Here is a 22,772-nt window from a genome sequence, read left to right as displayed (position 1 = left end):
GGAACGGAACGGCCGCAGCCCACTGTGCGGGGGCTGCGGCCGTTCTCTTTTCCCGGTCGGGGCGACGGTCGGGCCATGGCCGAGGCGACGGTCGGGCTATAGTCGCGAGGTCGCGAAAAACGATGTTCCCGCCGCGGGCTCACCCGCCGGGCATCGCGCACACATCGACGCGGACGGTTCCGGTCGGTGAGCGTCTCCTTGCCGTGAGGGGGCATCTGGCCCGCTCCCGGCGCTGACCACCGCCGACGCGTGTCGGCGCGACAGAGGGGCGCACCATGCGGAAGACCATCGCCATCGTCGGAGCCGGACCGGGCGGGCTGACGCTCGCGCGGGTGCTCCAGGCCCACGGCGTCGCCGCGACGATCTACGAGAGCGAGGCGTCGGCCGGCACCCGTGCGCAGGGCGGCCTGCTCGACCTTCACGAGGAGACCGGACAGGTCGCGCTGCGCGCCGCCGGTCTGTACGACGAGTTCCTCACCCTGGTCCGGCCGGGCGAGGACGCCAAGCGCGTGGTCGACCGGCACGGCACGGTCCTGTTCGACCGGCCCGGAGACCCCGGTTCGGCCCGGCCGGAGGTGGACCGCGGCGAACTCAGGCGCCTGCTCATCGGCGCGCTGGCGCCGGGGACGATCCGGTGGGGCCACAAGCTCGCCTCCGTCCGGCACCGGGCGGGGGGCGGCTACGACCTCGCCTTCGCGGACGGTTCCGGCGCGCGCGCCGACCTCGTCGTCGGCGCGGACGGCGCCTGGTCGAGGGTGCGTCCGCTGCTCACCCCCGCCACGCCCCGCTACAGCGGAACCTGCTTCATCGAGATCGCCCTCGCCGCGGGCGGCCGAAACCGCCGGGACCACCGGGCGAGCGTGGCCGCGATCGGCGGCGGCACGCTGATGGCGGTCGCGCCGGGCCGGGGGATCATCGCCCATCGCGACGCCGACGGGGGCGTGCGCGGATACGTGGCGCTGAACAAGCCCGAGGAATGGGTGAGGTCGATCGACTTCGGCGACCCGTCCGCCGGCCTGCGCCGACTCGCCGACGAGTTCGACGGCTGGTCGCCGCTGCTCACCGCCTTCGTGACGCACAGCGACGCGGAACCGTGGCTCCGGCCCATCTACGCCCTGCCCGTCGGCCTCACCTGGGACAGGGTGCCCGGCGCGACGCTCGTCGGCGATGCCGCGCATCTGATGTCGCCCTTCGCGGGCGAGGGCGCGAACCTCGCCCTGTACGACGGCGCGGACCTGGCGGCAGAGCTGGTCGAGCACCCCGATCCCGAGGCCGCGCTCACCGCCTACGAGGAACGGCTCTTCAAGCGCGGCGCCGACGCCGCCGACCGCTCGGCGCGGAACCTGGAGATCTTCTTCGGCGAGGAAACACCGCGGAGCGTGGCCACGTTGTTCGGCCGCTCCTGAGTGAATCCGAACAGGCCACGAACGGGAAACGATTGGATCACCGGTTGTGGGCCCCGGAGAGTGCCGGAGGTTTTGGCGAGGGTGAATTCGGCGGTGTCATACGGTACTTCGCCCCATTTTGCGGAGACGGTCCACCGAGAAGGCCGCTCACGGGAGCGGAAAATTCCGTTCACAAGTGCGTGGCGGAACTGTGTGCGACCTGGATAGTGTGCGCCGTCCGCATTCGCGGGCCGTCCACTTTTCGCCAAGGGATTTTCGTGAACCTCGACTTCAGTGCTGAGCCCCTCTTTTCCTGGTACGTCGTTCTGCTCTTCATCAGCGGTGCCGCGATGCTGATCCTGGGTGTCGTCAACGCCGGTGGTCTCAGCAAGGGTTGGCGGGCGTTCAACGTGATCGCCGGTCTCGGGTTCATGGGCTACGGCATCTACCTCGGATTCATCTTCCAGGGGGGCTCGTACCTCATCTTCTTCAAGGCGTTCATCCTGCCCGTCATGGTCGTCGTCAACTTCTTCCGGTCGCGTTCGCACCGGAAGACGATGGCCGCTCAGAAGCCGATGGGCGCCCCGCAGCCGATGCCCGCCCCGTACCCGATGGCGGGCCAGCCCCCGATGGGCGCCCCCGCCCCGCAGCCGATGGGCACCCCGCAGCCGATGCCCGCCCCGTACCCGATGGCCGGCCAGCAGCCCATGGGCGCTCCCGCCCCGCAGCCCGCACCGGCTCCGGAGCGCACCGTCTGACATACGTACGGACGCGAGACGGGCCGCGCCGCCGGACACAGCTCCGGGGGCGCGGCCCGTTTTTCTCGCCGCGCCACCCGACCGGCTCAAGGGGCCGCACGAGGGGTGGCGCGCGGCGTTCGATTCGGGTACGAACGAGCCAGTAGCACCGGTCGGTAGCCACCAGCCCCGGCCGTCCCCTCTCGCGGCGAGGTGATCCCATGTCCGCCCCCACCGAGAACCGCAGCACCGTCACCGAGCGTGAGGCCCGCGAGGTCGCGGAGGCCGCGCGGGAGCGGGACTGGCACCGGCCCAGCTTCGCCAAGGAGCTGTTCCTCGGGCGCTTCCGGCTCGATCTCGTGCACCCGCACCCGATGCCCGCCGAGGAGTCCGTACGGCGTGGCGAGGAGTTCCTGGCCAAGCTGCGCGCCTTCTGCGAGACGGAGATCGACTCCGCGCGGATCGAGCGCGAGGCCCGCATCCCCGACGCGGTCGTGGCCGGCCTGAAGGAACTCGGCGCCCTCGGGATGAAGATCGACCCGCGGTACGGCGGTCTCGGCCTCAGCCAGCTGTACTACAACAAGGCCCTCGCCCTGGTCGGCTCCGTGAGCCCCGCCGTCGGCGCCCTGCTCTCCGCGCACCAGTCGATCGGCGTGCCCCAGCCGCTGAAGATGTTCGGCACGCCGGAGCAGAAGGACGCCTTCCTGCCCCGGTGCGCCCGCACGGACATATCCGCCTTCCTGCTCACCGAGCCCGACGTCGGCTCGGACCCGGCGCGGCTCGCCACCACGGCGGTCCCGAGGGCGACGCGTACGTCCTCGACGGGGTGAAGCTCTGGACCACCAACGGCGTCGTCGCCGATCTCCTCGTCGTCATGGCACGGGTGCCGAAGTCCGAGGGGCACAAGGGCGGCATCACCGCGTTCGTCGTGGAGGCCGGCTCCGAGGGCATCACCGTCGAGCACCGCAACGCCTTCATGGGGCTGCGCGGCATCGAGAACGGCGTGACCCGCTTCCACCGGGTGCGGGTGCCGGCCGCGCACCGGATCGGCCCTGAGGGCGCCGGTCTGAAGATCGCGCTCACCACCCTCAACACCGGCCGCCTCTCGCTGCCCGCGATGTGCGCCGGCGCCGGCAAATGGTGTCTGAAAATCGCCCGAGAATGGTCGGCGGAGCGCGAGCAGTGGGGCAAGCCCGTCGCGCTGCACGAGGCCGTCGGCGCCAAGATCAGCTTCATCGCGGCGACCACCTTCGCCCTGGAGGCGGTGCTCGACCTGTCCTCCCAGATGGCCGACGAGGACCGCAACGACATCCGCATCGAGGCCGCCCTCGCCAAGCTCTACGGCTCCGAGATGGCCTGGAAGATGGCCGACGAGCTGGTCCAGATCCGGGGCGGGCGCGGCTACGAGACGGCCGAGTCGCTCAAGGCGCGCGGCGAACGGGCCGTACCCGCCGAGCAGATGCTGCGCGATCTGCGCATCAACCGGATCTTCGAGGGCTCCACCGAGATCATGCATCTGCTGATCGCCCGCGAGGCGGTGGACGCCCACCTCTCCGTCGCCGGCGACCTCATCGATCCGGCCAAGTCCCTCACCGAGAAGGCGAAAGCGGGCGCGCAGGCCGGGGTCTTCTACGCCAAGTGGCTGCCGAAGCTCGTCGCCGGGCCCGGTCAACTGCCCACCTCGTACGGCGAGTTCCGGCACGGCGTCGATCTGTCCGCCCATCTGCGCTACGTCGAGCGCACGGCCCGCAGGCTGGCCCGCGCGACCTTCTACGGCATGTCCCGCTGGCAGGGCCGGATGGAGACCAAGCAGGGCTTCCTCGGCCGGATCGTGGACATCGGCGCCGAGCTGTTCGCGATGAGCGCGGCCTGCGTGCGGGCCGAGCGGCTGCGCACCCGCGACGAGCACGGCCGGGAGGCGTACCAGCTCGCCGACGCCTTCTGCCACCAGGCCCGTATCCGCGTCGAGGAGCTGTTCGGGCGGCTGTGGAGCAACACCGACGACCTCGACCACAAGGTCGTCGAGGGCGTCCTCGGCGGCGCCTACACCTGGCTGGAGGAGGGCATCGTGGACCCCTCGCAGGACGGCCCGTGGATCGCGGACGCGACCCCCGGACCCTCCGCCCACCCCAACGCCCGCCGCCCCTACGGCGACTAGCGGTACCCGGTCGGAAGTGTCAGCAGTACTTATCGCTGGGGTCCCGCGTCGTCCAGGAGCAGGACCAGACCTTGGCGCCGCTCGCCTTCGTCAGCGTCGCCGTGTCCTTGTCGTTGTTCCAGACGTAGGCGCGGCGGCCCTGGTACTTGTCCGACGAGGTGTCCCTGCCCGACCCGGTGTGGATCTTCATGTACTTCCCGGCGCCGATCGTGACGTTCGGGAAGACGTACCGGTGGTTCGAGACGTCCTTGAGCACCCAGCCCTTGAGCGAGACCGCCGAGCCCCCGGTGTTCTTGATCTGCACCCACTCGCCGTTCAGGCTCGTGTTCGAGCGGTTGTCCGAGCCGGGGCTGTCGAACCAGACGTGGTGGATCTTCACGCCCCCGGCGGCCTGGGCCGGAGTGGTGAGCAGGGTGCCGGCGAGCAGGGCGGCGCCGGCGAGGGCGGGCAGGGCGGCGCGCAGCCGTATGGTCCGCATGAAGAGATCCCCCCAAGGATGTCGTCCGCGAGAAAGAGTTCCGCGAGGAAAAGACGCGAAGACTGAAGTGCTATCACAGGATCTTCACTCTTACTCCGCCTTCGGACACACTCCTTGAGGGGACACCCTGTCCGGGCCGTCACCCCCAGCGGCCACAATGGGGGGATGACCGACAGCCCTGCCCGTCCGGCACCCCTCGCCGACCCCCACCTCGTCTACGACCCCCTCGCGGGCGACGGCCCCAAGGACGTGGTGGTCCTCGGCTCCACCGGATCCATCGGCACCCAGGCCATCGACCTCGTGCTGCGCAACCCCGGCCGCTTCCGCGTCACCGCGCTGTCCGCCAACGGCGGCCGGGTCGCGCTCCTCGCCGAGCAGGCGCACCGGCTGCGGGTGCGCACCGTCGCGGTCGCCCGCGAGGACGCCGTACCGGCCCTGCGCGAGGCGCTCGCCGCCGCGTACGGCCCCGGCGAGCCGCTGCCCGAGATCCTCGCCGGACCGGAGGCGGCCACCGAGGTGGCCGCCTCCGACTGCCACACCGTGCTGAACGGCATCACCGGCTCCATCGGCCTCGCGCCGGCCCTCGCCGCCCTGGAGGCGGGCCGCACCCTCGCGCTCGCCAACAAGGAGTCGCTGATCGTCGGCGGCCCGCTGGTCACCGCGCTGGCCAAGCCCGGCCAGATCATCCCGGTCGACTCCGAGCACGCCGCCCTCTTCCAGGCGCTCGCCGCCGGCACCCGCGCCGAGGTGCGCAAGCTGGTCGTCACCGCCTCCGGCGGCCCCTTCCGCGGCCGTACCAAGGCGGACCTCGCGGACGTCACCGTCCAGGACGCCCTCGCCCACCCCACCTGGGCGATGGGCCCGGTGATCACGGTCAACTCCGCGACCCTGGTCAACAAGGGCTTGGAGGTCATCGAGGCGCATCTGCTGTACGACATCCCGTTCGACCGCATCGAGGTGGTCGTGCACCCGCAGTCGTACGTCCACTCGATGGTCGAGTTCACCGACGGCTCGACGATCGCCCAGGCCACGCCGCCGGACATGCGGGGCCCGATCGCCATCGGTCTCGGCTGGCCCGAACGGGTTCCGGACGCCGCGCCCGCCTTCGACTGGAGCAAGGCGTCCACCTGGGAGTTCTTCCCGCTGGACGACGACGCCTTCCCCGCGGTGAATCTGGCCCGGCACGTCGGACAGCTCGCGGGGACGGCTCCGGCGGTGTTCAATGCCGCCAATGAGGAGTGCGTCGCGGCTTTCCTGAACGGCGCGCTGCCCTTCAACGGGATCATGGAGACCGTCACCCGGGTCGTCGAGGAACACGGCACACCCGGAACGGGAACTTCACTCACGGTGTCGGACGTCCTCGAAGCGGAGACCTGGGCACGGACCCGGGCCCGTGAGATCACAGCCACGACGGCGACCGCGGAGGCGCGTGCATGACGACCTTGATGTTCATCCTCGGCATAGTGGTCTTCGCGTTCGGTCTGCTCGTCTCGATCGCGTGGCACGAGCTGGGGCACCTGTCGACGGCCAAACTCTTCGGCATCCGCGTCCCGCAGTACATGGTCGGCTTCGGCCCCACCGTGTGGTCGCGCAGGAAGGGCGACACCGAGTACGGCATCAAGGCGATCCCGCTCGGCGGCTACATCCGCATGATCGGCATGTTCCCGCCGGACAACGCGGGCCGGATCTCCGCCCGCTCCACCTCACCGTGGCGCGGGATGATCGAGGACGCCCGCTCGGCCGCCTACGAGGAGCTCCAGCCCGGCGACGAGACGCGCATGTTCTACACGCGCAAGCCCTGGAAGCGCGTCATCGTCATGTTCGCGGGCCCGTTCATGAATCTGGTGCTCGCCATCGCCCTGTTCTTCACGGTGCTCATGGGCTTCGGCATCCAGCAGCAGACCACCACCGTCTCCTCCGTCTCGCCCTGTGTCATCGCGCAGAGCGAGAACCGCGACAGCTGCAAGAAGTCCGACCCGGCCTCCCCGGCCGCGGCCGCCGGCATCCAGAAGCGCGACAAGATCGTCTCCTTCGCCGGCAAGCCCACCAAGGACTGGAACACCCTCTCGGACCTGATCCGGGTCAGCGCGGGCAAGGACGTGCCGATCGTCGTGGAGCGCGACGGGAAGCAGCTCACCCTGCACGCGAAGATCGCCACCAACCTGGTCGCCCAGAAGGACTCCAGCGGCACCTACGTGCAGGGCAAGTACGTGAAGGCCGGCTTCCTCGGCTTCAGCTCCGCGACGGGCGTGCAGAAGCAGGGCTTCGGCGACTCGGTGACCTGGATGAGCGACCGGGTCGGGGACGCCGTCGACTCCCTCGCCGCCCTGCCCGGCAAGATCCCGGCCCTGTGGGACGCCGCGTTCGACAACGCCCCGCGCCAGCCGGACTCGCCGATGGGCATCGTCGGCGCGGCCCGTATCACCGGCGACATCGCCACCCTGGACATCCCCGCCTCCCAGCAGGTGGCGATGTTCGTGATGCTGCTCGCCGGGTTCAACCTCTCGCTGTTCCTGTTCAACATGCTCCCGCTGCTCCCGCTCGACGGCGGCCACATCGCCGGCGCCCTGTGGGAGGCGCTGCGGCGCAACCTGGCCCGGGTGCTGCGCCGCCCGGACCCGGGACCGTTCGACGTGGCCAAGCTGATGCCGGTGGCCTACGTGGTGGCCGGGATCTTCGTCTGCTTCACCGTCCTGGTGCTCATCGCGGACGTGGTGAACCCGGTGAAAATCTCCTAGCCATCCGGCGTTCACGGCGGCCCGGGACCCTGGGGTTCCGGGCCGCTTGCCGTGCGGCGTCCGGCCGCCCCCCAATGAGGGGGTTTCCCGGGTGGGATGTGCCCGCGCACGCGCCGGTGCCGTAATCTCGGATGCCGGAGCCCGCCGTAGCACGGGGCCGGATCTTGATCCACGACTTGGGGTTGCACAGCAGATGACTGCGATTTCTCTCGGCATGCCGTCCGTTCCGACCAAGCTCGCCGAGCGCCGCAAGAGCCGGCAGATCCAGGTCGGAAGCGTGGCGGTCGGCGGAGACGCGCCCGTATCGGTCCAGTCGATGACCACGACCCGTACGTCCGACATCGGCGCCACCCTCCAGCAGATCGCCGAGCTGACCGCCTCCGGCTGCCAGATCGTCCGGGTGGCCTGCCCCACCCAGGACGACGCCGACGCGCTGCCCACCATCGCGCGCAAGTCCCAGCTCCCGGTGATCGCGGACATCCACTTCCAGCCCAAGTACGTGTTCGCCGCCATCGAGGCCGGCTGCGCCGCGGTCCGGGTGAACCCGGGCAACATCAAGAAGTTCGACGACCAGGTCAAGGAGATCGCGCAGGCCGCCAAGGAGCACGGCACCCCGATCCGCATCGGCGTGAACGCGGGCTCGCTGGACCGCCGCCTGCTCCAGAAGTACGGCAAGGCCACCCCGGAGGCGCTGGTCGAGAGCGCCCTGTGGGAAGCCTCCCTCTTCGAGGAGCACGACTTCCGCGACATCAAGATCTCGGTCAAGCACAACGACCCGGTCATCATGATCGAGGCGTACCGCCAGCTCGCCGCGCAGTGCGACTACCCCCTGCACCTCGGCGTCACCGAGGCCGGTCCCGCCTTCCAGGGCACCATCAAGTCGGCCGTCGCCTTCGGCGCGCTGCTCTCCGAGGGCATCGGCGACACCATCCGCGTCTCCCTCTCGGCCCCTCCGGTGGAGGAGGTCAAGGTCGGCAACCAGATCCTGGAGTCCCTGAACCTGCGCCAGCGCGGCCTGGAGATCGTCTCCTGCCCGTCCTGCGGCCGCGCCCAGGTCGACGTCTACAAGCTCGCCGAAGAGGTCACCGCGGGCCTCACCGGCATGGACGTCCCGCTCCGCGTCGCCGTCATGGGCTGCGTCGTCAACGGCCCCGGCGAGGCACGCGAGGCCGACCTGGGCGTCGCCTCCGGCAACGGCAAGGGCCAGATCTTCGTCAAGGGCGAGGTCATCAAGACCGTCCCCGAGTCCAAGATCGTCGAGACCCTCATCGAGGAGGCCATGAAGCTGGCCGAGAAGATGCAGGACGAGGGCGTCGAGTCCGGCGAGCCCTCGGTCTCCGTCGCGGGCTGACCGTACTGACCGTACGACAGCACGAGTCCCGTCACCCCTCGGTGGCGGGACTCAGCCGTACCTCCGCCCAGACCGTCTTGCCGGGCTGCCGGGGCGCCACTCCCCACTTGTCGGCGAGCGCCTCCACCAGGATCAGCCCCCGCCCGCCCTCACCGCACGGCACCCGGGGCTCGGGCATCCGTTCGCCCCGGGTGTCGGAGACCTCCAGGCGTACGACCCCGTCCTCCTCGGCGAGCCGCAGATGGAAGTCCCGCCCGGGCACCCGCCCGTGCCGTACGGCGTTGGCGGCGAACTCGGCGGCGATCAGCGTGACGGCCTCGTTGACCCGGCCGTCGTACGCGTGCCCCCACTCGTCCAGCCGCAGCGAGACCAGCCGCCGGGCGAGCCGCGCGCCGCGCGGGGTGGAGGTGAAGCGCATGGCGAATTCCTGGGTGGAGATTTCTGATTTCACGCGGTTACGGTCCCGCACGCTCAGTAGCGTTGAACAGCGGCCGCACCAGGACCACCAGGCGTTGTACAAGGGCGAGGTGCCGCTGTACACGTGCGCGCCGTGACCGAGGGTGGCGCAAGGGCATTGGGGGTGTACATGAGCGAGGAAGCACAGGAAGACCAGGAAGGCCGGGAAACACCGGGCTCGGGCATTCCGCTCGTCTTCGGACGGGTGCTGAAGCGGCTGCGCGTCCAAGCGCGCATGGACCGGGCCGAGTTGGGCCGCCGCACCGGTTACTCGGCCGCGACGATCACGTCGTACGAGGTGGGTCGGCGCATCCCGAACGCGAAGTTCATCCGGCAGGCGGACGAGGTGCTGGACGCGGGTGGGATGCTGATCGACTTCGTCGAGGACATGGAGAGGGCGCAGTATCCGGCGTTCTTCCAGGATGCGGCGGCGCTGGAGAAACAGGCGGTCGCGTTGCACGTGTTCGCCGTGCAGGCGGTACCGGGGCTGTTGCAGACGGAGGAGTACGCGCGTGCGGTGTTCACGATGTGGCGGCCGGTACTGAGTACGGAGACGATCGAGCAGCGGGTGATGGCACGACTGGCCCGACAGGAGATCTTCGCGCGGCAACCGGCGCCCACCGTGACCTTCGTGTTGGAGGAGTCCGTCCTGTGCAGGCAGTTGGGTGGACTCGCTGTCTGGCGTGGCCAGTTGGAGCAGATCCTACTGGTGGGCCAGCGGCGTAATGTGGAGATCCAGGTCATGCCGAACGACAGCGAGGAGCACGCCTCCCTCAACGGCCCGTTCACCTTGATCGAGACGGCGAAAGGACGCAGGATCGCCTACGTACCTGCCTACAAGGCCAGCCGCCTCTTCACCGACCGCGTGACGGTCAGGGAAGTGGAGGAGCAGTACGGTCTTCTGCGGGCCCAGGCCCTGACGCCACGCGAGTCGCTGGCATTCGTAGAGAAGTTGCTGGGAGAGACATGAACGTCGAGAAGCCGTCGGACCTGACGTGGTTCAAGAGCAGCTACAGCAGCGGCGATGGCGGGGAATGCCTCGAAGTCGCCCTTCCCTGGCACAAGTCGAGCTACAGCAGCGGGGCTGGCGGCCAGTGCGTCGAGATCGCCACCTGCCCCACCACCATCCACATCCGCGACTCCAAGCAGCACCCCACCACCGCCCCCACCCTCTCCGTCCCCACCACCGCGTGGCAGGCGTTCCTGGGACTCGTCCAGGCTTGAGGTGTACGACGGCGGGGGCGCGACGGGTGATCCGCCGCGCCCCCTTCGATCAGGGGATCTGGTCGTAGAGGGCCGTCACCTGGTCGGCGTCGAGGGTGTAGTTCCAGGCTTGGACGTCGCTGAGCGTGCCGGGGAGGTAGTCGGAGGTGGCGCCGTTGTACTTGGCGCTGCCGACGGTGAACGGCCCGGTCGAGGCCCACGGCGTGATGCCCGTGACGGTCGCGGCGAGGCTGCCGTTGACGTACAGGCGGCCGGTGTCCGTGGTGGCGTCGAAGGTGCCCACCAGGTGGGTCCAGGCGCCCGCGGTCGCTCCTGAGACGTAGGCGATCTTGTTGGTCGGGCCGGCGGTGTCGGTCTGCGTGAAGTGCAGGGACCAGCCGGGCGTGCCCGTGTGGGCGGTGTCGTACTTGAGGTAGAAGGGGCTGTTCTGGCTGCCCGGCTGCGAGGCGACGGTCGCGTTGTGGGTGGGCAGCGAGGAGAGCTTCACCCACGCGGAGACGGAGTAGCTGCCGGTGGTGTCGAGGACCTGGCCCGCGGCGGTGGCGTCGGCCGTGGTGCCGTCAAGGGTGAGGGCTTCGCCCCGGGTCGGGTCGTCGGTCCAGGTGGTGGTGCCGTTCAGGGTGAGGGGGCTGCTGCCCGCGCTGGAGTCGTCGACGGTGGACGGGGTGTCGGTGCGGGCGGTGTCGGCGGCCTGGACGGAGTCGGGGCCGTCGTCGAGGGCCCAGGTGTCGTGCGGGGAGAGGATCGAGGTCACCTCGGCCGCGTATCCGGCGTTGGTCAGGTTGACGTGGTCACCGGTGTCGGCCTTCGCGCTGAGCTTCTCCTCGCCCGTGGTCGCATCCGTCACCGCTACGGCGCCGTCGAAGTCGGCGTAGTAGACGAGGGGGATGCTGGGGTCCCACGGGTTGTACTGGCTGTCGAGCCAGGCGTTGACGTCCTGGCGGCCGGTGTCGACGTCGGTCGTGCAGGGATCGTCGGGGGTGGCGCCGTCTCCGCTGTAGCCCGCGCAGGGCGCGAGGGAGGCGAGGGTGGAGGTGATGCCCCAGCCCTGGAGCTGCTGGATGAGGGCGGTGTACCCGTTGGCCTCCAGGTCGTCGCTGCCGGTGCCCGCGAGGAGGTCTTCGAGGCCCTCGGTGACGATGACGTTGTCGACGCCGGGCTGATCGAGGATGTCGCGGTCGATACGGGAGAGGACCGACGGGCCGCCGATGGCCTTGCCCTGGTAGGTCTGGGGGTTGTCGGTCATGAGGCTGTTGGACTCGATGCCTTCGGCGATGGTGCCGTAGGGGCCCGGAGTGGTGGGCTCGGCGGCGGCCAGTGCGTCGGAGACGCGGCTGCCGTTGGTGACGGGGTGGGTGTTCGGCTGGAACGCGTCGACGAGACCGTCACCGAGGACGGCCTGGGTGGGCGTGCCGGACGAGGTGATGTCGAGGTTGGTGACCAGGTCCGTGTACCAGCCCTGCCATTGCTGCGCGAAGGGAGTGCCGGTGGTGTCGGTGGTCTTGTCCCCGGCCCCGGTGGCCGTCAGGTACTCGTAGGCGTTGTTGGCGAAGGAGTGCTGGACGAGGTACGGGACGTCATTGCTGAGCTGGTAGGAGACCAGCAGGTACTGGCCCGCGGTGACGGGGAAGGTGAGCGGGTCGCTGTAGACGGATCCGCCCGCGGGGACGGTCACGCTCTGGCTGCCGCCGAACTTCAGCGTGGTGGGGGTGCCGGTGGGCAGCGGGGAAGGCGTGCCCGATCCGGAGTCGGTGGCGACGGTGGCGTGGCCGATGGAGAGTTTGCCGGTGCCGAGCGCGTTGTCCAGCTTGACCCGCAGGGTGCCGCCGGACAGCGAGGGCTTCAGGGCGATGCGGAAGGTCTGGTTGGAGAAGTCGCCGCCCTGGAAGTTGTACTGGCCCTCGGTGGGGTCGGCCCAGGCGCCGGTCCAGGACTGGCCGGAGGGAGTCTTCGCCGCGGTGCCGTTGGCCTCCGGGGTGGTGTGGGTGGTCTCGCGGGTGGCCATGGAGAAGACGTGCAGGGTCTGGGTGTGGTCGCCGGCCTGCTCGCTCACGTCCGGCAGGGTCACCGAGGCCACGGTCTTCGAGGGATCGAGGGGGACCGAGAAGGCGTAGAGGTTGCGGGCACCGGTCTTGGTGGTGGTGGCGGTGTTCACATGGGGCAGGGTGACCGCGGCGATGCTGGTGTCGGCATTCGTCCAGTCGGGCACGGTCAGGTAGTACGCCTTGGTGGAGCCGTCCGTGTACGTGACGGTGCCCTCGGCCGGGCAGGGTCCCTGCGGGTCGGTGCCGTCGAAGCAGTACGTACCGCTGACCCGCATGCCCGCGGGCGTGTAGGGCGCGGTCTGCTGCCCGTTGATGGCACCGGGGGTGGCGATGCTGGTGTAGCCGGAGGCGGCCAGGAACTCCAGGGCGTTGCCGGAGGCGCTGAACGGGATGGTCTGGTTCGCGGCGAGGATGTTGTCGGGCTTGCCGGCGCCGTAGGACGGCAGCTGGAAGGTGGCGCCGTCGACGGTGACCTTCCCGCCGCTGGCCCAGCCGGCGTTGGTCAGATCGGTGGCCGAGAAGCTGTTGCCGTCGCCGTCGAGGTTGCCCTGGGCGGGGGCGGAGTCGGAGCTGATGCCGACATTGTCGTAGCAGTCGGCCAGGCTGGTGCAGTTGGCGTGCGGGTAGTCGCCCTTGTCGCCGGTGGCCAGGAACGAGTAGCCCGTCGTACCGGAGTCGTCGCCCGCGGCGTCGGCCGCGTAGACCCACAGCGTGTGGGGGCCGGGGGAGGGAGGAGCGACCGTCACCGTGGCGGAGGTGCCGGAGGTGATCTTCCTGACCTCGGCGGCCGGCGGGTTGCTGGTGGCCGGCGGCACGTCGAGGGAGTAGACGAACTCGGTGGGGGTGCTGCCCCCGCTGCCGGTCAGGGTGAAGGTGCCCGCTGTTCCGGCGGCGGACACGGCGCCGCCGCCGTTGTCCGTGTCCGGGTACTTGCCGTCCGCGGAGGCCACGGTGGGGGCGTCCGGCGCGGTCGGTTCGGCGGTGAAGTGACAGGTGGGGGACTGGGTGAAGGTGGTCGACGCCTTGCCGTCCGTGACGTCGGCCTGCCAGTCGACGGTGGTGCCGTCGGTCAGTGACTTGACGAAGGACGCGGGAAGACCGAACGAGGCGGTGGAGCCGCTGGAGAGGTCGTCGCCGCTTTGGCCGGTGGCCTTGGTGCCCGACCCGTCCACCCAGTACTGGAAGGTGGCCTGGAGCTTGTCGCCGTCCTTGTCGGACACCTTCGCGCGCAGCACCGGCGGAGTGCTCGCCAGCGTCTTGCCCATGAACGGGTACGGCGCGGTGGTGTCGCAGGCGGCGATGTTGGACCCGGACGCGGCGGACATGCCGGAGGCGCTGGGTACGGCGGGCGTGGTGTCGTACTCGATCTGCAGGGCCGGGTCGTGCGAGAAGCGGGAGAAGCCGCCGCTGAGGTGGCTGCTCTCGGCGCTGTCCTCGGCCAGCGTCGCGGTGAACGATGTCGCGTGCCCGGACGCGGCGTTCCTGATCGGGGTGAGCGCGCTGATGCCCTTCGACACACTGCCCTGCGACGGGCACAGATCGGGGTTCCAGGCGCGCCCGAACGAGGCGGAGGTGGAGTTGCCGCTGTACTTGGGGCGGTTGTTCCAGTCCGTGCCCGAGCCCAGGCCGCCGGAGGCGTGCAGGTTGACGGTGTAGTCACCCGAGCAGGAGGCGGAGTAGACCTCGGTCGCCTCGACGGTGGCACTGTAGATCGTGGCCCCGAAGATGGTCGAGGACAGCTTCCACTGGTAGACGGCGTGCTCGCTGCCCTTGCCGCAGGTGCCTTCGGGCCAGGCGTTGTAGCCGACGCCGAGGCGTCCGCCGTCCGCGTCGGAGCCCGAGTCGTTGTAGAACTTGCTGTTCGGGCAGCCCTGCTTGACCTCGTCGTACGCGGGAGCCGCCGGATCGTAGGGGTGCCAGTTGAACGAAGGGTCGATGTAGACCGGGTAGACGGTCGAACGCGCCGAGAGCAGACGGGTGTCCGGCCTGAGCGCGAGGCGGGACGAGGTGGCGCTCGCGCGGACGGGCGCGACGCGTGCCGCCAGGCCCGGGTGGGCGGTGTCGGAGGGGTCGGCCGCGACCTTCGCCGAGCCTGCTTTCCGGGACGCCGGGAGCTTGGTGTTGGAGTCCCACATCTGCGGGGTGGCGGCCGTCATGAGCTCCCGGCCGCGGCGGTCACGCACCGTAAGCCCCTCGCCGCCGGTGACCGCGAGCTTGCCACCGCTCACCGAGGTCGCGAGTTCGAGGTCGCGCACAGCCGAATTCTTCGCGGCAGCAACGGACTTGACGACCAGGGTGTCGGCGAAGCCGCCGCTCGCCGTGGCGGTGAGCACCAGGTCGACGGAGGGGAAGACCGAACGGTACGTGGCCGTCGTGCCGTCGACCACCGGGGCCGGAAGCGGCGCGGGCCACTTGACGGTCATGGTGACGCCGTCGTATCGGCTGGTGACCAGGGTGGTGCTGCCGCCGCCGGAGAAGGACACGCTGCCGTACGCGGTCGCCTTCGGACTCCAGGAGCCCGAAGGCGTCCTGCGCAGACCGGTGTTCACCGCGACCCAGTGGCTGTTCCGCCGGGTCCGGACGGGGCCGGGGGTGGCGGTGAGCGCGAAGCCTCCGGCCGGCTGGGCGGTGACCTGCTGCACGGGCGTGGTCAGCGCGTTCACCACGACCGGCTTCCCGGATGACCGCGCCTGCTCGGCCGCGGCCTGCATGGCCTGCTGCTCATCGCCCGTCGGGCCGTAACCGTCGGACATGACCGGGGTGTCGGGGGAGGACGGCAGCTGATTCGTGACCGGGGCGGGCTGGCCGGACGAGTAGTTCGCCGTGCCCCCGGAGACGTCCGACGGTACGGCGGCGATCGCGGGCGCCGCGGGGAAGGCGAGGGCCGCTGCGAGCACGGTGCCCACAACGGCGGCTTTCGAGAGGGCTGTCGGCCGGGATCTCTCATGTCTGAGGCGGCCTGCGTGCCAGTGCGTCACGGCATCTCCTGTGGGTCACGGCCCGGAGATCACCGGGCCGCGTCGACGCTAAAGCACACGAACCTGCAAACCAGTGGGGGAAGTTGACGAGAGGAGACGGTTCAGCCTTGTTGTGACCAAAATGTGCATGCCATGTGCAGGCAAATAGTTGGTCACTCCTTAGTTGTGAACGTTGAGTGCACAGCATCAACTGATACTTACTGTTCCGGTTCATGATCGGCGAAGTGAGGGCGGGGCACCGTGATACCGGGTGGGCGTAGGCACAGACGTGGCAGAGCCGGCCGGCTCTTCACCGGATGGTCCAGACGTGTTTCGCCGTACACCTGGGCCGCCGCCCTCGTGACCGTCCTCGCCCTGTGCGCCGGACTGGTGCAGGCCGGCGCGCTGCCCGCGGTCGCGGCCGCGGGCAGGCGGCCGACCCCGCAGCAGACCAAGCCCGTGCCGGTCGAGCGGCTGCGCTCGCACTACCCGCGGCCGAAGAAGATGCCGGCCTTCCACCCCGGAAAGGTCTCCTGGCCCACCGGCTCCGCCACGGCCGCTTCGGACCGGTCGGCGCCCGTGCGCGCGGGCTCGCTCCCCGTCTGGCTGGGACCCGCGACCCACCGCACCCGGATGAAGAACGCCACGGCCGGACAGCAGGCTCCGGCGAGTGTCGATGTCCGGGTCGAGTCACGGGCTGCGGCGAAGGCCGCCGGGGTCGACGGCGTCGTCCTCGGCCTGAGCCGGACCAAGGACGCCACGCGGAAGGCCGATGCCGGACTGACCTTGGACACCAGCGCGTTCGCCGACGCCTTCGGCGGCGACTGGGCCTCCCGCCTCCGCCTCGTCTCGCTTCCCGCCTGCGCGCTGACCACGCCCGCGAAGGCGGCCTGCCGCACGCAGACCCCGGTCGCGTCCAGCGACGACGCCAAGGCGCACAAGCTCACCGGTGATGTCACCCTGGCGGCCACAACCGCCGTACCCGCGAAGGCAGTTGACGGAGCCGCCGCGGCGAAGGGCACCGCTGCCAAGCCCAACGCCCTGGCAGGGCAGGCGACCACCCTGATCGCCGCGGTCTCGACCCCCGCCGGTGGCGGCGGCGACTTCTCGGCGACCTCCCTCAACCCGTCCAGCCAGTGGCAGGCGGGTGGCAGTTCGGACGCCTTCACCTGGGCCTACCCGGTCTCCGTGCCGAACGTCCCCGGCGGCCTGAAGCCGACCGTCTCCCTCGGCTACAACTCGCAGTCCCAGGACGGCCTGACCTCCTCGACCAACAACCAGGCGTCGGTGATCGGCGACGGCTTCGACTACAGCCCGGGCTTCATCGAACGCTCTTACCAGTCCTGCGACCAGAACCCCGCCGGCACGACGAAGACCGACGACAACTGCTGGTCGGACAAGAACACGCTCACCATGTCCCTGGGCGGCTCGGCCTCCCCGCTCGTCAAGGACGACGCGACCGGTGACTGGCATCCGCAGAACGACGCCGGTGAACGCGTCCAGCTGAAGACCGGCGCGCCCAACGGCGACAACGACGGCGAGTACTGGGTCGTCACCACCGATGACGGCACGCAGTACTACTTCGGGCTCGCCCAGCTGCCCGGCTACGCCTCCGGGAACACCGCCACCGGCTCCGTATGGACCGAGCCGGTCTACGCCACGGCCTCGGGCCAGCCCTGCTACAACGCCACCTTCGCCAACTCCTGGTGCCAGCAGGCGTACCGGTGGAACCTCGACTACGTCGTCGACACCCACAAGGACGCCCTGTCCTACTGGTACGCCAAGGACACGGCCTACTACGCGCGGAACAAGGGGACCAAGGCCGACACCCCCTACACCCGCGACGGATACCTGACCAAGATCACTTACGGTCAGCGGGACGGCTCGGTCTACTCCACCTCGCCCGCCGCCCAGGTGCTGTTCACGGTGAAGGGGCGCTGCAACACCTCCACCACGGGTTGCGACACCTCCACCCTCTCCAGCTCGACGGCGAGCAACTGGCCGGACGTCCCCTACGACCTCTACTGCGCGCAGAACGCCACCTGCTCCATCACCTCGCCGACCTTCTGGTCGGAGGAGGAACTGACCGGCATCCAGACCCAGGTGCTCGTGGGGACCACGGAGACGAACGTCGACTCCTTCGCCCTGACGCACACCTTCCCCGCGACCGGGGACGCGACCACCCCCGCGCTGTGGCTGTCGTCGATCACCCGCACCGGCCAGGACACCGGCGGCACAGGGCCGACCGCACCGGTGAGCATGCCGCCCCTCACCCTCACCGGCACGCCGCTGTCCAACCGTGTCGACGTCACCGACGGCTACCCGCCCATCACCCGGCAGCGGCTGAACACCGTCGTCACCGAGACCGGCGAGAAGATCGACGTCGCCTACTCCTCGGCGGCCTGCGGCACGGCCACGCCCGGCGACGACAGCACCAACGCGAAGCTGTGCTATCCGGCCTACTGGGTCCCCACCGGGCAGACCGCCCCCGTCAAGGACTACTTCAACAAGTACATCGTCACGGGTGTCACCCAGGAGGACCCCACCCTCAAGGGCGCCGACGGCAAACCGCTCGGCGTCAACGACACCATCGCCACGCACTACACCCCGGTCGGGACGCCCGCCTGGCACTACGACGACAACGTGCTCACCCCGGACAAGCAGCGCACCTGGAACCAGTTCCGCGGCTTCGCCGGCATGAAGGTGACCGTCGGAACGGCGCCCGACCCGGTCACGGAGACCGACTACACCTACTTCCGCGGCATGGACGGCGACACCCTGCCCAGCGGCGGCACCCGCTCGGCCACGGCCACCGACAGCCGGGGCGATCCCGCGGTCAAGGACCTGAACCAGTACGCGGGCATGCCGTACGAGACCGTCCAGTACGACGGAAGCGGCAGCGGCAAGGTCGTCGGCGACACCGTCACCGACCCGTGGACCTCCGCCGCGCGGGCCACCCAGAAGCTCGGCGGCGGTCTCCCCGACAGCCAGGCGTTCCTCACCGGCCAGAGCAAGGAACGGGTCTACACCCCGCTCGCCGGCGGCTCCACCCGTGAGACCGAGACCGACTACACGCACGACGACCGGGGCCGCATCACCAAGACCGACGACCTCGGCGACGTCTCCACCGCCGACGACGACCAGTGCGCCACCGTCACCTACGACGACAACACCGGCGCCTGGATCTTCGACAAGCCGGACGAGAACGTCACCGTCTCGGTCGACTGCGACAAGACGCCCACCGTCCCCGACGACGTGGTCTCCGACACCCGCACCTTCTACGACGGCTCCACCACCCTCGGTGCGGCGCCGTCGGCGGGCGACGTCACGATGACGCAGAACGCGTCCTCGTACACCGGCAGCACGCCCACCTACACCACCATGTCGACGGTCACGAAGGTCGACGCGTACGGCCGGCCGCTGAGCACGACCGACGCGGACAACCGCACGACCACCACCGCGTACACCCCGGCCACGGGCGCCGAACCCACCCAGGTCAAGACGATCGACCCGATGAGCCTGGCCACCACGACCGGCTTCGACCCGGCCCGCGGCCTGACCCTCCAGACCACCGACCCGGCCGGCTACGTCACCAAGCACCAGTACGACGCCCTCGGCCGCACCACCGCCGACTTCAAGCCGGGCATCACGTCCGCCTACGACAAGTACAGCTACGCGATCTCGAACAGCGCACCCTCCGTGGTGACGACGCAGACCCTCGACGACGACCAGTCGTACCGCAGCAGCGAAACGATCTACGACGCGATGCTGCGGGAGTTCGAGACGCAGTCGGCGACGATGGACGGCGGGGTCGACGTCACCGACACCGTCTACAACACCGACGGCCTCAAGGCCAAGGTGACCGATCCCTACTACGCGAAGCTCACGCTCTCCCCGACGCCGGTCCTGGCCCAGGACGGTGACGTACCGTCCGAGACCGGCTACCTCTACGACGGCGCGGGGCGGCCGACCGCGGCGGTCTCCTACAAGCTGGGCACCGAGACCTGGCGCACGACCACCGGCTACGGCGGCGACGTCACGACGACCGTTCCGCCCAAGGGCGCCACCGCCCAGTCCGTGTTCACCGACGCTCGCGGCAACACCAGTGACCTGCGCCAGTACCACACGGGCGTCACCCCGGACCCGACGGACACCGACACGTCCGACTACTCCGACACGACCTACCACTACGACCCGAGCGGCAACCGGACCGAGGAGAAGGACGCGGCGGGCAACGCCTGGTCCTGGACCTACGACCTGCTCGGCAACCAGGTCAAGGCCGCCGACCCGGACACCGGCACCACCGACTCCACCTACGACAACGCCGGCCAGCTGCTCACGGTGACCGACGCCCGCGGCAAGCAGATCACCTATCAGTACGACCTCGACGGCCGGAAGAAGGCCACCTACGACACCACCGGCGGCGCTACGCCCGCCGCGGGCAACCAGACCGCCGCGTGGACGTACGACACCCTGAAGAAGGGCCTGCCGACGGCGTCCACGTCGTACCAGAAGGGCACCACCAGCCCCGCGGTCACCGACACCGTCCTCAGTTACAACACCCTGGGCCTGCCCGGCACCCAGCGCGAGACCCTCGCCAACCTGCCCGCGAACGAAGCGGCCCTGGAACCCTCCGGCGGATACGTCACCACCACCGGCTACACCGCCGTCGCGGGCCTGGAATCCTCCCGGAGCTACCCCGCCATCGGCTCCCTGGCCGGTGAGAACGTCACCTACGGCTACGACAAGTACGGCGAGCCGACCAGCGCCGCGGGCGCCTACGGCACGGGCAACAACTGGACCTACGTACAAGCGGTCGGCTACGACGAACTCGGCAAACCGCTTCAGTACACGATGGGCGGCGGCGCCAACTCCGTCTACGCGACCCTGGGTTACGACCAGCAGACCCAGCGGCTCACCGACACCAAGACGACCGACCTCGCCTCGTCGACGGTGATCGACGACACCGGCTACTCCTACGGCAGCAGCGATCCCGCCACCGGCGGTGTCTCGGCCGGCGCCGGACTGGTCACCTCCGCCACGGACAAGCAGAACGGCGGCGCGTCCACCGACACCCAGTGCTACACGTACGACTACGCCACCCGCCTCAGCCAGGCATGGACCGCCACCGACCAGTGCGCCAAGACCCCGAGCACGGGTGACACCTCCACCGTCGGCGGCCCCCAGCCCTACTGGCAGTCCTGGACCTACGACGCGGCCGGCGACCGCAAGACCCAGACCGACCACGACACCGCGGGCAACACCGCCGACGACACGACCACCACGTACGACTACCCGGCCCAGGGCTCGGACTCCGACCAGCCGCACACGCTGACCAAGACGACCGCGACCGGGCCCGGGGCGACGGCACGGACGGAGAGCCTGACCTACGACGACTCGGGCAACGAGGCCACCGTCACCAGCCAGGCCGGCACCCAGACCATGACCTGGGACGACCAGGGCGACCTCGCGTCCGTCTCCGACACCGCCACCGGCGGCACCACCAGCTACCTCTACGACACCGACGGCAACCTCGTCCTGCGCACCGACCCCGGACAGGCCACCCTCTTCGTCGACGGCGACCAGATCGTCGAGAACACCTCCACCCAGGCCATCAGCGGCACCCGCTACATCACCCTGGGCGGCACCACCGTCGCCGAGCACTCCAGCAACGGCGACATCCAGTACCTCATCCCGGACCGGCAGGGCACCGACACCCTCGCCGTCGACCACCTGACCTACGCGGTCACCCGCCGCGCCTACCTGCCCTTCGGCCAGGACCGCGGCACTCCGCCCTCGAACTGGCCCGGCGACGACGGTTACATCGGCGGCACCCCCGACACGTCGACCGGCCTGGAGAACCTCGGCGCCCGCGAGTACGACCCCACCACCGGCCGCTTCATCTCCGCCGACCCCGTCCTGGAGACCACGTCCCCCGCCCAGCTCGGCGGCTACGACTACTCCGGCAACGACTCCGTCACCAATTCCGACCCCACCGGCCAGATGCTCGTCGACCCGCAGTTCGGGTCGTTCGGCAACGCGCATGTGCTCCAGGACTGGATGCACGACGAGGGCTACACCGACAGCCACGGCAAATCCACGCAGAAGTACCAGAACTATCTCAGCGACTACAACCGGGACTGGGACGCCTACTACTACCAGGCAACGCACCCCCAGCCGAAGCCCAAGAAGAAGTCGTCCGGCATCAGTTGGACTTCCTATCTCAAGAAGGCCGCCAACCTCGCCTACGACTACTCGGGCGCGAAGGACGTAGTCGGCTGCGCCACGAACCCCACTCTCAGCGGATGTGTCAAGGCAGGAACACTCGTCCTCGGGTTCGTCGCCACCGGTGGTGAGGACGAACTCGAAGTAGCGGCGCTGGAAGCGGCTGAGGACGACGGGGCGTCCGTCGCCGAGAGAGTGGGGGAGGCGTGTGAGGAGGACGAGGCGGGGGTTCCCCACAGCTTCATCGGCACCACCCCCGTCCTGAGAGCCGACGGCCACAGCGAGCCCATCAAGGACATCAAGCCCGGAGACAAGGTCGAAGCCACCGACCCTCAAACTGGAACAACCGCGGTCCACACGGTCGAACGCGTCATCAAGACCACGACCGACCGCGACTTCACCAACCTCACGATCCGGCCCACCAAGCCCGGCAAGAACCAGACCGGGACACACAGCGCGACCCTCACCACCACCTGGCACCACCCCTTCTGGAACGCCACCACAGGCCAGTGGGTCGAAGCCTCCCACCTCACCCGGGGAACCCATCTCCGCCAACCCGACGGCACCTACGCCACCGTCACCAATGTCCGCAACTACCACAGCACCGCGGTCACCTACGACCTCACCATCGCCGGCCTGCATACGTACTATGTGCTGGCGGGGGCTACGCCGGTCCTGGTTCACAACTGTCCGGCCGTTTCCGGGGATGATGCGGCCCCCACTGTAAGGATGCGGCATTACACGAACTCTCGAGGCAAGAACGGAATCCTTGAAAGTGGGGTCATCAAGGCGAGTGATCAGAACAAGGTCTTCATGGTCCCGGCCAAGGGGAAACTGATGAGCCCTCGTGACGCTGAGAGTACGCTCGGGATAGGTCGTGGCCGGGGCAATAATGTCCTAGAGTTTGACGCGCCGGCGGACCGTATCGCTAGTCGATATAATGCAAAGTTCGGGATTACGGAATGGGTAGCCGACGGTGATCTGGAAGTATCGAATATTCAGGTTCGCAGATGAATTC

Annotated in this window: 11 protein-coding genes and 1 pseudogene; 9 read left to right on the top strand and 3 right to left on the bottom strand. The window is 69.6% G+C overall.

The window, feature by feature from the left end:
• Positions 1 to 275: 275 nt before the first annotated feature.
• From GHR20_RS10325 to GHR20_RS10315, 3 genes and pseudogenes are all read left to right on the top strand, one after another.
• On the top strand, positions 276 to 1,406 hold the full coding sequence (locus tag GHR20_RS10325; RefSeq protein ID WP_153813009.1) for an NAD(P)/FAD-dependent oxidoreductase: 1,131 nt from the start codon (positions 276 to 278) through the stop codon (positions 1,404 to 1,406).
• A 257-nt stretch (positions 1,407 to 1,663) separates the two neighbouring features.
• Positions 1,664 to 2,143, top strand: coding sequence for a hypothetical protein (locus tag GHR20_RS10320; protein WP_153813008.1), 480 nt, complete (start codon positions 1,664 to 1,666; stop codon positions 2,141 to 2,143).
• Positions 2,144 to 2,343: 200 nt separating this feature from the next.
• Positions 2,344 to 4,280, top strand: a pseudogene (locus GHR20_RS10315) (acyl-CoA dehydrogenase family protein).
• 19 nt (positions 4,281 to 4,299) lie between these two features.
• Here GHR20_RS10315 and GHR20_RS10310 read toward each other — a convergent pair.
• Positions 4,300 to 4,758: a lamin tail domain-containing protein gene (locus GHR20_RS10310; RefSeq protein WP_111585635.1), complete on the bottom strand. Its 459-nt coding sequence runs from the start codon at positions 4,756 to 4,758 to the stop codon at positions 4,300 to 4,302.
• Between the two features lie 165 nt (positions 4,759 to 4,923).
• Between GHR20_RS10310 and dxr the strand changes: the two genes are divergently transcribed.
• From dxr to ispG, 3 genes are all read left to right on the top strand, one after another.
• On the top strand, positions 4,924 to 6,195 hold the full coding sequence (gene dxr, locus GHR20_RS10305; RefSeq protein WP_153813007.1) for a 1-deoxy-D-xylulose-5-phosphate reductoisomerase: 1,272 nt from the start codon (positions 4,924 to 4,926) through the stop codon (positions 6,193 to 6,195).
• On the top strand, positions 6,192 to 7,496 hold the full coding sequence (locus GHR20_RS10300) for a site-2 protease family protein (RefSeq protein WP_148024185.1): 1,305 nt from the start codon (positions 6,192 to 6,194) through the stop codon (positions 7,494 to 7,496). The genes dxr and GHR20_RS10300 overlap by 4 nt, the downstream gene beginning before the upstream one ends.
• Before the next feature lie 193 nt (positions 7,497 to 7,689).
• The gene (ispG, locus tag GHR20_RS10295) at positions 7,690 to 8,847 is read left to right on the top strand and encodes a flavodoxin-dependent (E)-4-hydroxy-3-methylbut-2-enyl-diphosphate synthase (RefSeq protein ID WP_111585638.1); all 1,158 of its coding nucleotides are present in this window, start codon (positions 7,690 to 7,692) and stop codon (positions 8,845 to 8,847) included.
• A gap of 31 nt (positions 8,848 to 8,878) precedes the next feature.
• Here ispG and GHR20_RS10290 read toward each other — a convergent pair whose 3' ends face one another.
• Positions 8,879 to 9,298 carry an ATP-binding protein gene (locus GHR20_RS10290; RefSeq protein WP_243877994.1) on the bottom strand — a complete coding sequence of 140 codons (420 nt, stop codon included), beginning with the start codon at positions 9,296 to 9,298 and terminating at the stop codon, positions 8,879 to 8,881.
• Between the two features lie 135 nt (positions 9,299 to 9,433).
• On the opposite strand from GHR20_RS10290, the gene GHR20_RS10285 reads away from it, so the two are divergent.
• Positions 9,434 to 10,273, top strand: coding sequence for a helix-turn-helix transcriptional regulator (locus GHR20_RS10285; RefSeq protein ID WP_153813006.1), 840 nt, complete (start codon positions 9,434 to 9,436; stop codon positions 10,271 to 10,273).
• Entirely contained in the window at positions 10,270 to 10,527 is a 258-nt protein-coding gene (locus tag GHR20_RS10280) for a DUF397 domain-containing protein (RefSeq protein ID WP_153813005.1), read from the top strand. Before GHR20_RS10285 ends, GHR20_RS10280 begins: the two co-directional genes overlap by 4 nt.
• Before the next feature lie 49 nt (positions 10,528 to 10,576).
• Here GHR20_RS10280 and GHR20_RS38125 read toward each other — a convergent pair whose 3' ends face one another.
• Positions 10,577 to 15,469, bottom strand: coding sequence for a LamG-like jellyroll fold domain-containing protein (locus GHR20_RS38125; RefSeq protein ID WP_275549642.1), 4,893 nt, complete (start codon positions 15,467 to 15,469; stop codon positions 10,577 to 10,579).
• Between the two features lie 420 nt (positions 15,470 to 15,889).
• On the opposite strand from GHR20_RS38125, the gene GHR20_RS10270 reads away from it, so the two are divergent.
• Complete coding sequence (locus GHR20_RS10270) at positions 15,890 to 22,768, top strand: HYD1 signature containing ADP-ribosyltransferase family protein (RefSeq protein ID WP_153813004.1); 6,879 nt, start codon at positions 15,890 to 15,892, stop codon at positions 22,766 to 22,768.
• Positions 22,769 to 22,772: the final 4 nt, after the last annotated feature.

The organism is Streptomyces sp. SUK 48 (assembly GCF_009650765.1).
Taxonomy (GTDB): Bacteria; Actinomycetota; Actinomycetes; order Streptomycetales; family Streptomycetaceae; genus Streptomyces.
The sequence above is the reverse complement of the archived record's forward strand: the minus strand, read 5'-3'. Positions and strand labels throughout refer to the sequence as shown.